Origin of the sequence: Microbacterium sp. AG238 (genome assembly GCF_003610405.1) — a bacterium.
Classification (GTDB): Bacteria; Actinomycetota; Actinomycetes; order Actinomycetales; family Microbacteriaceae; genus Microbacterium.
The window spans coordinates 1-12,010 of sequence record NZ_RAQC01000004.1 but is presented as its reverse complement, the minus strand read 5'-3'; the positions used below and the strand labels follow the sequence as shown (position 1 = coordinate 12,010).

The following is a 12,010-nucleotide window of genomic DNA, read 5'->3' as shown; positions in this document are numbered from 1 at the left end:
GTTACATTCCGAACCCGGAAGCTAAGCCTCACAGCGCCGATGGTACTGCAGGGGGGACCCTGTGGGAGAGTAGGACACCGCCGGACTTCTTTCGTAAGAGGGCCACCCAATGTTGGGTGGCCCTTTTTCGTGTGCTCAGTGCGGCTGGACTTGACTGTTCGTCGGCGGTGGTGTGCAATATATTGCATGTCGCTAGCTCCCGTCGCCCGTCCCGCGTCCCTGCGCGACCACGCGTACGCGGCGCTTCGCGATGCGATCGTCAGTGGCCGGCTGGAACCCGGCGCCCGGCTTCGCGACAGTGAGCTCGAAGAGTGGCTCGGTGTGAGCCGTACGCCCATCCGGGAGGCGATCGCCCGGCTCGAAGTCGCGGGGCTGGTCCGGACGCGACGTGCGAAGGCGACCGAGGTCGCGCCGCTGGACGAGCGCGAGGCCCTCTCGGCGCAGCGGATCGCCGCAGCGTTGCATGAGCTCGCTGTCCGTGAGGCCGTGCCCCAGCTGACGGCATCTGATCTCGATGCGATGCGGGCCGCGAACGCCCGGTTCGCCGAGGCACTGGGGGCGAGCGACGTGGAGGGCGCCGTCACTGCGGACGACGAGTTCCATCGGGTGGCTGTCGATGCGAGCGCCAACCCGCTGCTCGGCACTCTGCTCGAACAGGTGACGCCCTTGCTGCGGCGGCTCGAACGCGCACGCTTCTCTAGTCTTGCGGGGCGCGACTCCGTCTCTGCGCATGCGCGCATCGTCGAGCTTTGCACTGCGGGCGATGTCGATGCCGCCGCGTCCGCGACACGTGAGAACTGGCTGACCCTCGAGCGCCTGTTGACCCATCCCGATCCCGCCTGAGCTCCACCCGACTGCAGGAGTACCGATGTCCCTCGCCGATTTTCCCCGCCACTCGCTGACCTTCGGTCCGAGCCCGATCCATCCGCTGGATCGTCTCTCCGCGCATCTCGGTGGTGCGCGCATCTGGGCCAAGCGCGAGGACGTGTCGAGCGGTCTCGCCTATGGCGGCAACAAAACACGCAAGCTCGAGTACATCGTGCCCGACGCCCTCGCGCAGGGCGCCGACACGCTCGTGTCCATCGGCGGCATCCAGTCGAACCACACGCGTCAGGTCGCGGCGGTCGCCGCCCACCTCGGCTTGCGAGCCGTCGTCGTCCAGGAGAACTGGGTCGACTGGCCGGATGCGGTCAACGACCGCGTCGGCAACATCCTGCTCTCGCGGCTGATGGGCGCGGATGTCCGGCTCTCACCCGCGGGCTTCGACATCGGGTTCCGCGATTCGTGGAAGGAAGCGATCGCCCACGTCGAGGCGGCGGGGGGCAAGCCCTACGCGATTCCCGCAGGTGCCAGCGACCACCGCCTCGGCGGGCTCGGGTTCGCGAACTGGGCTCACGAGGTGCGTCAGCAGGAGGAGCAGCTCGGGGTGTTCTTCGACACCATCGTCGTCTGCACCGTGACCGGCTCGACCCACGCCGGCATGGTGGCGGGCTTCGCCGACCTCGCGGCGAACTTCGGCGACCGTCCGCGTCGCGTCCTGGGCATCGACGCGTCGGCGACGATCGAGAAGACCCGCGACCAGGTGGAGCGCATCGCACGCCGCACGGCGGAACTCATCGGCGTTGGCCGCGAGCTGCGTGATGACGAGATCCAGGTGCTCGAGGGATGGGCAGGCGAGAAGTACGGCATCCCCGTCGCGTCCACGGACGAGGCCATCTTCCTCACGGGACGTCTCGAGGGCGTCATCCTCGACCCGGTCTACGAGGGGAAGTCGATGGCGGGTCTGATCGACCTCGTCTCATCGCGCGAGATCCCGACAGCGTCGAACGTGCTCTACGCACACCTGGGCGGGCAGCAGGCGATCAACGCATACAGCGGCCGCTACCACTGAGTGCCGTCAGCGCCGCGTCGAAACCGTCACGGTGAACTTCGGGTCACGAGCGATCTGGCGCGTGGGGCCGACGATGCGTTCGAGTTCCGAGCGGTAGCGGAGGGCCGAGTTCCACACGCACCAGAGTTCGCCGCCGGGGCGGAGCACGCGGGCGGCGTCGCGGAAGAGGCGCGGCGCGACTCGGTCGCTCACGGATGCGCCGGAGTGGAAGGGCGGGTTCAGCGCGATAAGGGATGCGCTCGCGTCGGCGCGGCGAGACAGCAAGTCATCGCGAACAACCTCGACACGGTCGGACACGCCGTTGGCGCGCATGGTGGCGTCTGCGGAGGCGACGGCGGCGGCCGACTGATCCGACGCGTAGACGCGGGCGGCGGGATGGCGCGTCGCCCAGGTCGCCGCGACGATGCCCGTGCCGCACGCGAAGTCGATCCACGGGTCTTCGGCGGTGCCACCCGCAGTGGGCGCCGGGAGGTTCTCGAGCAGCAGCCGGGTACCGATGTCGACGCGGGCACCGGCGAAGACGCCTCCGAAAGCCCGGATCTCCAGGCCGTCGATGCGCGCCGCGCGAGCCTCGGGCAGTGAGTCAGCGAGGGGTCGCCGCGCGATCAGCACCCGTGACTTCCCCCGCGCGTGCGTGACGTCCACCCGCTCGAAAGCTCCACGAAGCACGTCGTTCATGGCCAGTGACATGTGCTTGATACGGCCACCGGCGTAGACGACGACATCGGGTGAAGCGGCGGCGGCGATCGTGGCGGCGATGTCTGCCAGGGCATCGAGCGATCGCGGCAGGCGCAGTAGCACGGTCCGCGCGCCGGCGACGAGCGCGGTGTCGAGGGGGAGTGAGGCGAATCGGGCGTCGGGCATGAGACGCTCCGCGTTCGCGGCGAGGGCGGCCTCGCCGCTCAACGGGTCCTGGTGGACGCGGATGCCGGTAGCGCCCTCATCGGCCGCTCCGAGCGTGAGCCCTCCGTAACCGTCACCGATGACGGTGAGCTCGCCGGGACCCGTCGTGGCGCGAGCCGACGCGGACTCGTCGAGGATCAGCCGGTCGGCGGAATCGGCGGCGACGAGACCGGGCGCCTCGACGTCGGGCCAGCGGCGGAGAAGTGAGAGATCGAGCGCGCCGGACACCCGGGTAAGCCTAGTGGGGCGGATCGCAAGGGTTCGACGGTCGGGCGGGAGGAGCGCACACTGGAGGCATGAGAACTCTGCTTCGCCGGCTGCTCGCCGGTGCCATGATCTTCGCCGGACTGAGCCATCTGTTCTGGGCGAGGCGAGACTTCCAAGCGCAGGTGCCCGATGTCGTCGTCGAGAAGCTGCCGATCGATCGGGACGGCGTCGTCGTCGCGTCCGGAGCCGTCGAGGCGCTGTTCGGTCTCGCGCTCCTCGCGCTCCCGCGCGAGCGTTCGCGCATCGGAGCACTGCTCGCGGGGTTCTTCATCGCGGTCTTCCCCGGCAATGTCGATCAGTGGCGCAAGGGACGGAGTGCCTTCGGACTCGACACGGATCGTCGTCGCTTCGTGCGGCTGTTCTTCCAGCCGGTGCTCGTGGCGTGGGCGTGGTGGTCGACCCGTCAGCCGCGCGACGCGGCGTAGCGATGCTCCGGCCGCCCCGTCGAGCCGTAACGCAATCTGACGTCGACGACGCCGCGGCCCGCCATCGTCGCGAGATGGCGCTGCGCCGTCGCTCGTGAGATGCCGCACTCGGCCGCGATCTCGCCGGCCGAGGCCTCTCGGTCGCCGAGGGTGGCGAGGATCATCTGCTCGGTCGCCGAGCGGGTCGTCGTCGCGGGGCCGCCGTGAACGATGGAGAGTGCGCGATCGATGTCGTCCTGCTCCAGCTCGACGGCGTCGAGGACGTTGCGAAAGCGTGCGTACCGCTCCAGACGCTCGCGGAGAGCGCGGGCATCGAAGGGTTTGATCAGGTAGCCGATGGCGCCCGCACGCAGGGCGCGCCGCACCGTCTCGGCGTCGGATGCGGCCGACAAGACGATGGCATCGGCGTCGATGGAGCGCACGAGCTCGACTCCTTCGCCGTCGGGCAGGTAGTTGTCGACGAGGACGAGATCGGGACGGTGCTCCGCGATCGCCGAGCGCGCCGCCGCGACCGACCGCAGCGGCTCGAGGGCGCGGAACCCGGGCACCGAGTCGACGGCGTCGCGGTGCAGGTCCGCCACGCGGAAGTCGTCGTCGACGACGAGGACACGCAGCGGGGCAGTCGTGGTCATGAGCCGTCCTCCTCGGGGCGGGGCGCGGTGGTATCGGTCGTGTCGGCAGTGGTGTCTCTGGCGTCGGGGGCGGAGGCGCGGAGCACGCCCGGCAGTCGCGCCGCGAAAACGGCTCCGGATGCCGCAGGCGCCTGGCCGCCGGGGTCGATCAGCCACACGTCGCCACCGAGACGGCGCGCCAGCTCGCGTGAGAGCGGCAAGCCGATCCCGCGTCCCCGGACCCGGTCGTCCTCGGGCTCCGCGGCCGGCGCGAAGACATCTCGGCCCGTCGGCACGCCGGGCCCCGAATCGGCCACGGTCGTGACGAGCGCGTCGCCGTCGCCGAAGAAGGTGACCTCGACCCAGCGGGGCTCGGCGCCACGGGCGGCGGCGGTGACGGCATTGTCGATGAGGTTGCCGATGACCGCGGCCGCGTCCTCCACGCGAGCCAGCTCGCCGAGGACGAGCGTGTCTTCACCGACGGCGACGCTGACACCGCGCGCGGCTGCCTCGCTCGCCTTCGCCGCGAGGAGGGCCTGCAGGAAGAGATCGTCGATCCGCTCGATGTGTGCGACGGCGGTGGCCACGCTGCCCCGCTCGAGGAGCTCGTCGAGGAATGCCCGTGCGTCAGCGACCCGCTCGGCGTCGATCAGGCCCGCGGCGACGTGCAGGCGATTCGAGAACTCGTGCCGCTGCACCCGCAGAGCCCCCGTCACGGTCCGCACCGAAGAGAGCTGCTCATCGAGCTCGGCGACATCCGTGTGATCCCGGACGATCACCACGTCACCGAGCTCGCGGCCACCGTGTCGCACCGGATGCACGTCGACGGTCAGCACGCGGTGCCCGACCACCACGCGGTGCAGTGGCACTCCTTCTCTGATCGCGGACACGACGGTGTCCGGCAGCGCAAGCGCGGAGAGCGGCCGTCCCACAGAGCCGTCGAGACCGAGCAGTCGCTCAGCAGCCTCCGAGGCGACCCGCACGACGCCGGTCTCATCGAGGGCGAGTACCCCGTCACCGATGCCGTCGAGCACCGCGCTCTGCTGCTGCACAAGGGCCGTCAGCTCTTCGGGCTGCAACCCGAGGGTCGTCTTCTCCCAGCGGCGCCGCAGCACCGAGCCCGCGGCTACGCCGACGCCGAGCGCGAGCATCGCGGCGACGCCGATGGCGAGCAGCACCGAGGGCAGGTCGTCGAGCACGCTTCCCTCTTCGAAGCCGACGCTGACCTCGCCGACCGGCCCGCCGCCGCCGGGCGGCAGGACGGGCACCTTCGCCCGTGCCGAGCGTCCGAGGGTCCCGACCTCCCAGTCGACGACCTCCGCACCGCCGAGAACCCGATCGAAGGGGGTGGACACGGTCTCACCGAGTCGCTGTGCGTTCGGATGGGCGAGGCGGATGCCGTGGTCGTCGGTGATCACGACGAAGAGCGCGTCGGTCCGCTCCGCGACGGCGAGGGCTGTGCTCTGCAGCGCTCCGTCGACGAGGTCGGCGGCAGCCGGGGTGCCGGGGTCGTCGGACCACCGGGCGACGGCGGCCCGCACCTCCGGGGCCGCGGCCACGGAGCGGGCGATGTTGAGGGCGTTCTCCTCGGCGGCGCTTCGCACCTGTGTCACCGCGATCACGGCGAACGCCCCGGTGCACAGGAGCAGCACCGTCGCGACGACGGCCAGCTGCACGAGGAAGAGTCGCGTCGTGAACCGCATCCGACCTCCTGTGCTCTCGCGCGCAGAATGCGCAGAACACACGCTACGCGCTCAAGTCACCCGAATGCTCTCAAGCGCGCGGGTCGCCTGCAGCGCGGCCTAGATTCGACCGATCGCACCGCTGGTCCGTGCAGCCGCCGACGAAGGAGTCGACATGACCATCCCCGCCATCCTCGCCGCCGCCGCGGACGAAAAGGCCTACGACCTCGCGTTCCTGCCGCCCGAGGGCGTGCTCGTCGCGCTCGGGTTCACGATGGTGCTCACCTTCATGGCACTCATCATGACCCGCAGGCTCACGCCGATGGTGGCCCTCATCCTCGTGCCGACCGCCTTCGGCCTCTTCGCGGGCGCGGGGCTGGGGCTCGGCGACATGATCATCGACGCCATCACGAGCATGGCGCCGACGGCCGCCCTGCTCATGTTCGCGATCATGTACTTCGGCATCATGATCGACGTGGGGCTCTTCGACCCGCTCATCCGGGTGATCACCCGCGTGCTGAAAGACGACCCCGCGAAGGTCGTGCTCGGCACCGCCGTGCTCGCGGCCGTCGTGTCGCTCGACGGCGACGGCTCGACAACCTTCATCATCACGACCTCGGCGATGCTGCCGATCTACCTGCGGCTGGGCATGAGCCCCGTCGTGCTCACCTGCGTCGCGGGTCTGATGAACGGGACGATGAACATCGTGCCGTGGGGTGGGCCGACCGTGCGGGCGGCGTCGGCGCTCGGGCTGCAGCCGACCGACGTCTTCGTGCCGATGCTGCCCTCCCTGGCGGCCGGCATCGTCGTCTCGCTGACCTTCGCCTGGTTCCTCGGTCTCTCGGAGCGACGCCGGCTCGCCGGCAGCATCGACACCTCGCGCCTCGGCGGGGGAGACGGCGTGCTCGGCGGGCCGAAGCTCTTCCGCGGCGCCGACCCTCGTCCGGGCGCCCTCGCCACACTGCGCACCGGCAACGTCGTGACCGTGCGTGGGCGCAAGCCCGTTCCGGCGGCGCAGTGGGTCGAGGAGCGCGACACCGCCATGGCCGACACGATGCTCGATCCGAATCGTGCGACGCTGCGTCCGCGCCTGGTGTGGGTCAACCTCGCGCTCACGCTCGTGGTGATGGTTCTGCTGGTGCTCGACCTGTTCCCGCTCGCGTACGTCTTCATGGTGGGCGCCGCTCTCGCCCTCGTGATCAACTTCCCCAAGCTCAAGCAGCAGGCCGATGAGATCGTCGCCCACGCACCCTCGATCGTCGGTGTGGTCTCGATGGTGCTGGCCGCCGGCGTGCTCGTGGGTGTGCTCAACGGCACCGGGATGGTGGCGGCGATGGCCTCGTGGGTCACCGAGGTCATCCCGACGCAGCTCGGACCTCACCTGGCCGTGATCACGGGAGTCCTGTCGATCCCGTTCACGTTCTTCATGTCGAACGACGCGTTCTACTTCGGCATCCTCCCGATCCTCGCCGAGAGCGCCGCGACCTACGGGATCGAGCCGGTCGAGATGGCGCGTGCATCGATCACCGGGCAGCCGGTGCACCTGCAGAGCCCGCTCGTGCCCGCCATCCTGCTGCTCGTGTCGCTGGCCAATGTCAACCTCGGCGACCACCACAAGAAGGTGCTGTGGCGCGCCGCGATCGTGTCGCTCGTGATGCTCGCCGTCGCGGTGCTCGTGGGCGTCGTGCCCTTCGCCGCCTGAGGACGCTCAGCCTTCCTGCGGGTAGCGCACACCGATCTGATCGCGGATGTCGTCGAGCACGCCCATGATCGCGACGGTCTCGGCGATCGGCAGGATATCGCCGTCGATGCGTCCTGCGGCGATGAGCGCTTCGGCCTCGAGCGCCTGGAACTGCATGCCGCGCCCCTCGATCTCGGACCGGTACTCCTCGAGCACCGTGCCGTCGTGGGACACGACGCGGAAGTCGGTGGCGGCGTACCAGACGCCCGAGACCTCGATGCGTGCCTCCGAGCCGACGATGTGAGCGGTGTTGGGGCCGGCGCCGCGCGACGACGACACGGTCGTCGAGATCGCGCCCGAGGGGTGGGTCATGACGGTGGCGACCTCGGCGTCGGCGCCCGTCTCCATCAGCCGGGCGAGTGCGCGGACCTGAGTCGGAAGCCCGAGCAGGTCGCAGACGAACGACACGGGGTAGATGCCGAGATCGAGCAGCGCGCCGCCGCCGAGCGAGAGGTCGTTGAGGCGATGAGAGGGGTCGTCCGAGATCCGCTGCGTGTGATCGGCGAACACCGTGCGGATCTCGCCGAGCGTGCCGGCAGCCACGATCTCGCGCAGACGGACCATGTGCGGAAGGTAGCGGGTCCACATCGCCTCCATGACGAGGACGCCCGCGTCGGCGGCCAGATCACGCAGCGCGACGGCCTCGTCGCGGTTGAGCGTGAAGGGCTTCTCGACCAGCACGTGCTTGCCGTGCTGGATCGCGAGCGCGGCAGCATCGCGGTGGCCGGGATGGGGGGTGGCGATGTAGATGATGTCGACGTCGGGATCCGCCGCGAGCTGCTCGTACGAGCCGTGCGCATGGGGGATGCCGTATTCGTCGGCGAAGCGGCTCGCGGACTCCGGTGTGCGCGAGCCGACGGCGGTGACATCGCGGCCGGCCGTGCGGAGGTCGCGGGTGAATGCGTGGGCGATGCCGCCGGTGGCCAGGATGCCCCATCGCAGGCCGGCGTGCGATGTGCCGGACGTCGTCTCGTTCGTCATGAGGCGAGCCTAGCCAGCGGGGCGGCGACCCGCGCGGCGTAGGCTCGCCTCGTGGACACCGCCGCCGTCGAACGCCTCCGCGAGCTCCTGCGGATCCCGACCGTCTCGCATGCCGCGCCTGCGGAATCGGATGCCGCTCACCTGAGCCGCTTCCGCGAGACTCTCCGTCGTCTCTATCCCCGTGTGCATTCCGAGCTCGAGCTCGAGCTGGTGGGGGAGCACGCGATGCTCTACCGCTGGCCCGGCCGGGCCCCCGATGCCCCGCTCGTGCTCATGGCGCATTACGACGTCGTTCCCGTCGTGCCCGATGAATGGACCCACCCGCCGTTCGATGCCGTCCTCACCGGCGACGGCGCGGAGGCGACGATCCACGCCCGCGGCGCGATCGACGACAAGGGCTCGCTCGTGGCGATCCTCGAGGCCGTCGAGGCCCTCGTCGACAAGGGGTGGCGGCCGGCGCGCGATGTCTACCTCGCCTTCGGCCACGACGAAGAGGTGGCCGGCCTCGGCGCGCCCGCGATCGTCGAGGTGCTGCGCGACCGCGGCATCCGGCCCGCGCTCGTCGTCGATGAGGGCGGCGCGGTCGTGTCGGGCGCCGTCCCCGGTGTCGAGGTCGAGACCGCGATGATCGGCGTCGCCGAGCGGGGCGTCATGACCGTCGATCTGACGGCCCGCGAGGCGGGAGGTCACGCATCTACCCCGCCACCGCTTCCCGCCACCGCCCGACTCGCGCGAGCGATCGACCGGCTGCACCGTCGTCCGGCTCCGGTGCGGCTCGTGCCGCCGGTGCGGGCGATGTTCCGCACTCTCGCACCGCACGCTCGCGAGCCCTTCCGCTTCGTCTTCGCGAACCTCGCCGCAACGGGTGCCCTGCTCGCCCGAGCGCTGCCCCGGTTCGGCGCCGAGACCAACGCTCTCGTGCGGACCACCGCGGTGGTGACCGAACTCAGCGGCGCGGACGGCGAGAACGTGCTCGCGACGACCGCCCGCGCAGCCGTCAACATCCGCCTGCTCACGGGCGACACCGTCGCCGCGGCGACCGAGCGTGCACGACGAGCCATCGCCGACCCCCACATCGAGATCGAAGTGCGCCACGGCTCGGACCCGTCGCCCGTGTCTCCTTGGCGGGGTGAGGGGTGGCGGCGCGTCGCGACTGCGGTCGCTTCCGCCCTCGGCACGGATGTCGTCGCGACTCCCTATCTGCAGCTCGGGGCGAGCGACAGCCGGTGGTTCACCGCGATCTGCGAGAACGTCTACCGCTTCGCGCCCTTCCGCCTCACGGCATCCGAGCGTGAAGCCCTCCACGCTCACGACGAGCGGATCCGCGTCGACGTCTGGTTGCGGGGGATCGACTTCTACCGCGACCTGCTGCGCCTCAGCTGATCTGCTGCGTCTTAGCTGACCCGACTGCGTCTCGGCGGCACGTCGGAGACGCCCGTGAGGAACGCGACGATGTCGTCGGCGCTCGCCGAGATCTCCGGGCCGCGCCCGAACGTCCACCCGGCGTCGGTCGCACGGACGGTGTGCCCGGCGATCGCGGCGCGTCGCGCGAACGGCGCGTTCGTCGAGGCCGCGAGCGCGACCGTCCCGGCGACGTCGAATGGCAGCGGCGGCCGCTCGCCCGGCAGCCGGAGGTACGCGCGCGCGACGGCCGTGAGATCGCGGCCGGAGCGCCGTCGGCCGCGGACGACAGCGTCGGCGAGGTCGGTGAGGGAAGCGCGGCCGTCGTCGCCCGTCAGCCCGGCCTCGTCGATGAATCGCCGGCGACGGTCGTCGGGTTGCGCGTCGAGCACGGCGGCCGCGAGCGTGAGGACGGCTGCGATCTGGACCCGGCGGTCGGCGGGCGCCGCGGCGACGGCATCCGGTGACCGGTGGCTCAGAGGCAGGAAGCGCGCCAGGTCGGACATGCGGTCAGCATACGGCGGCGAGGGAGCGCCGGGGCGCTGCGTCGGTCGTGTGACGCGGAAGCCTGCTGTCACACCACCTCCGCATGCCCGTGTGACTGTCACATTCCCTCGACCGCGTGTTTTCGAAACTCGCGGTGCATAATGGGCTCGAGCCGATGTGACCGTGCGCATCGGGCCGGAGGAAGCATGAGCGAGGACGCTGCAGGCCGTCGCCCGAGCATTCGCGATGTCGCGCGACTGGCCGGTGTGTCGCACCAGACGGTGTCGCGCGTCCTCAACAATCACCCGAGCATCCGCGCCGAGACCAAGGAGCGCGTGCTCGCCGTGATGGCGGAGCTCGACTACAGCCCCAACCGCGCCGCTCGTGCCCTGGTGACGAGCCGGTCGCACACCATCGGCGTGCTGACGTCATCGGCGACGCAGTACGGGCCGGCATCCTCCATCGCGGCGATCGAAGCCGCCGCCCGCGAGCGCGGCTACTGGGTCTCGACCGCCAACGTCGATGCGCGCGAACCGAGCTCGATCCAGGCCGGTCTCGCGCACCTGGTGGCCCAGGCAGTCGAGGGGCTCGTCGTCATCGCGCCGCAGGTGCGCGTGTTCCGCGCCCTCGCCGCGCAGCCGATCGGCATCCCCTACGTCACGCTGCAATCGACGGAGGTGGATCCGGGGCACGCGCTCTCGGTCGACCAGATCGCCGGCGCTCGTCTGGCCACGCGGCATCTGATCGAGCTCGGCCACCGGTCGATCTACCACATCGCCGGTCCGCAGGACTGGATCGAGGCCGAAGCCCGCATGCGCGGATTCCTCGAGGAGATGAGCGACTCCGACATCCCCACGACCGCTCCGGTGCTGGGGGACTGGACCGCGGAGTTCGGCTACTACGCCGGCCGCGAGCTGCTGCGGGTGCGCGACTTCACGGCCATCTTCTCGTCGAACGACCAGATGGCGCTCGGGCTTCTGCACGCGATCCGCGACGAGGGGCTGGACTGCCCCCGCGACATCAGCATCATCGGGTTCGACGACATCCCCGAGGCGGCGCACTTCTGGCCGCCCCTGTCGACGGTGCGTCAGGATTTCGCCGAGCTGGGCCGCCGCTGCGTGGACCTGCTGCTCGGCCACGGCTCGGGCGAGGTGGACCCGGCCGTACTCGTTCCCGAACTGGTCGTGCGTTCCTCGACCGGTCCGCGGCGCTGAGTCGTCGTTATCGATCCGAGACACGCCGGGAGTTGACACCCCGGTTCCGACCCTGGCTATAGTGTCGCAATGTGAACGGTCACATTGACTGGCACACGATCGAGGCCCGCCGATGGTGGCCGGGCGAAGGAGCACTCGAGTGGCACGCAACGCAGCGATCAGCAGCGAGTACGTCGACGGCGTGAAGGTCGAAGTCGCGGTAGCGCGGGTTCGGGCCGAGGTGGCGTCGTTGCACGCGGAGCTGGTGCGTTACGGGCTGGTCGTGTGGACCGGCGGCAACGTGTCGGGGCGGGTCCCGGGGGCTGATCTGTTCGTGATCAAGCCGTCGGGGGTGTCGTATGACGAGTTGGCTCCGGAGAACATGATCGTGTGTGATCTGGATGGCCGTGTGGTGCCGGGTACGCCGGG

At 70.4% G+C, this 12,010-nt stretch carries 12 protein-coding genes and 1 rRNA gene; 8 read left to right on the top strand and 5 right to left on the bottom strand.

What is annotated here, in order from left to right; genetic code table 11:
- The 3 genes from rrf to DEU36_RS15955 form a co-directional block, all read left to right on the top strand.
- A 5S ribosomal RNA gene (gene rrf / locus DEU36_RS15965) occupies positions 1–86 on the top strand; the annotation flags it as partial.
- Between the two features lie 100 nt (positions 87–186).
- Positions 187–843, top strand: a complete 657-nt coding sequence (locus DEU36_RS15960; RefSeq protein WP_120265337.1) for a GntR family transcriptional regulator — start codon at positions 187–189, stop codon at positions 841–843.
- Between the two features lie 25 nt (positions 844–868).
- On the top strand, positions 869–1,891 hold the full coding sequence (locus tag DEU36_RS15955; protein ID WP_120265336.1) for a 1-aminocyclopropane-1-carboxylate deaminase: 1,023 nt from the start codon (positions 869–871) through the stop codon (positions 1,889–1,891).
- A 6-nt stretch (positions 1,892–1,897) separates the two neighbouring features.
- Here the strand turns inward: DEU36_RS15955 and DEU36_RS15950 are convergent, their stop codons facing one another.
- Positions 1,898–3,022 carry a class I SAM-dependent methyltransferase gene (locus DEU36_RS15950; RefSeq protein WP_120265335.1) on the bottom strand — a complete coding sequence of 375 codons (1,125 nt, stop codon included), beginning with the start codon at positions 3,020–3,022 and terminating at the stop codon, positions 1,898–1,900.
- 68 nt (positions 3,023–3,090) lie between these two features.
- Between DEU36_RS15950 and DEU36_RS16385 the strand changes: the two genes are divergently transcribed.
- Positions 3,091–3,486, top strand: a complete 396-nt coding sequence (locus DEU36_RS16385) for a hypothetical protein (RefSeq protein ID WP_120265334.1) — start codon at positions 3,091–3,093, stop codon at positions 3,484–3,486.
- Here DEU36_RS16385 and DEU36_RS15940 read toward each other — a convergent pair.
- Together DEU36_RS15940 and DEU36_RS15935 are read right to left on the bottom strand one after the other, a co-directional pair.
- The gene (locus tag DEU36_RS15940) at positions 3,465–4,118 is read right to left on the bottom strand and encodes a response regulator (RefSeq protein WP_120265333.1); all 654 of its coding nucleotides are present in this window, start codon (positions 4,116–4,118) and stop codon (positions 3,465–3,467) included. The genes DEU36_RS16385 and DEU36_RS15940 overlap by 22 nt on opposite strands.
- A complete protein-coding gene (locus DEU36_RS15935) occupies positions 4,115–5,800 on the bottom strand; it encodes a sensor histidine kinase (protein ID WP_120265332.1) in 1,686 nt (561 codons plus the stop codon). The genes DEU36_RS15940 and DEU36_RS15935 overlap by 4 nt, the downstream gene beginning before the upstream one ends.
- Positions 5,801–5,954: 154 nt before the next feature.
- On the opposite strand from DEU36_RS15935, the gene DEU36_RS15930 reads away from it, so the two are divergent.
- Positions 5,955–7,481, top strand: coding sequence for a CitMHS family transporter (locus DEU36_RS15930; RefSeq protein WP_120265331.1), 1,527 nt, complete (start codon positions 5,955–5,957; stop codon positions 7,479–7,481).
- Between the two features lie 6 nt (positions 7,482–7,487).
- On the opposite strand, the gene DEU36_RS15925 is transcribed toward DEU36_RS15930, so the two are convergent.
- Positions 7,488–8,501, bottom strand: a complete 1,014-nt coding sequence (locus tag DEU36_RS15925) for a Gfo/Idh/MocA family protein (RefSeq protein ID WP_120265330.1) — start codon at positions 8,499–8,501, stop codon at positions 7,488–7,490.
- Positions 8,502–8,552: 51 nt separating this feature from the next.
- Between DEU36_RS15925 and DEU36_RS15920 the strand changes: the two genes are divergently transcribed.
- The gene (locus tag DEU36_RS15920) at positions 8,553–9,884 is read left to right on the top strand and encodes a M20/M25/M40 family metallo-hydrolase (protein WP_120265329.1); all 1,332 of its coding nucleotides are present in this window, start codon (positions 8,553–8,555) and stop codon (positions 9,882–9,884) included.
- 11 nt (positions 9,885–9,895) lie between these two features.
- Here the strand turns inward: DEU36_RS15920 and DEU36_RS16075 are convergent, their stop codons facing one another.
- The gene (locus tag DEU36_RS16075) at positions 9,896–10,408 is read right to left on the bottom strand and encodes a hypothetical protein (protein ID WP_147374457.1); all 513 of its coding nucleotides are present in this window, start codon (positions 10,406–10,408) and stop codon (positions 9,896–9,898) included.
- A 186-nt stretch (positions 10,409–10,594) separates the two neighbouring features.
- Here DEU36_RS16075 and DEU36_RS15910 point away from each other — a divergent pair, with 186 nt between their 5' ends.
- Both DEU36_RS15910 and DEU36_RS15905 read left to right on the top strand, forming a co-directional pair.
- Complete coding sequence (locus DEU36_RS15910) at positions 10,595–11,602, top strand: LacI family DNA-binding transcriptional regulator (RefSeq protein ID WP_120265327.1); 1,008 nt, start codon at positions 10,595–10,597, stop codon at positions 11,600–11,602.
- Positions 11,603–11,759: 157 nt separating this feature from the next.
- A partial coding sequence (locus DEU36_RS15905) for a class II aldolase/adducin family protein (RefSeq protein WP_396652180.1) occupies positions 11,760–12,010 on the top strand: 251 nt, incomplete at its 3' end.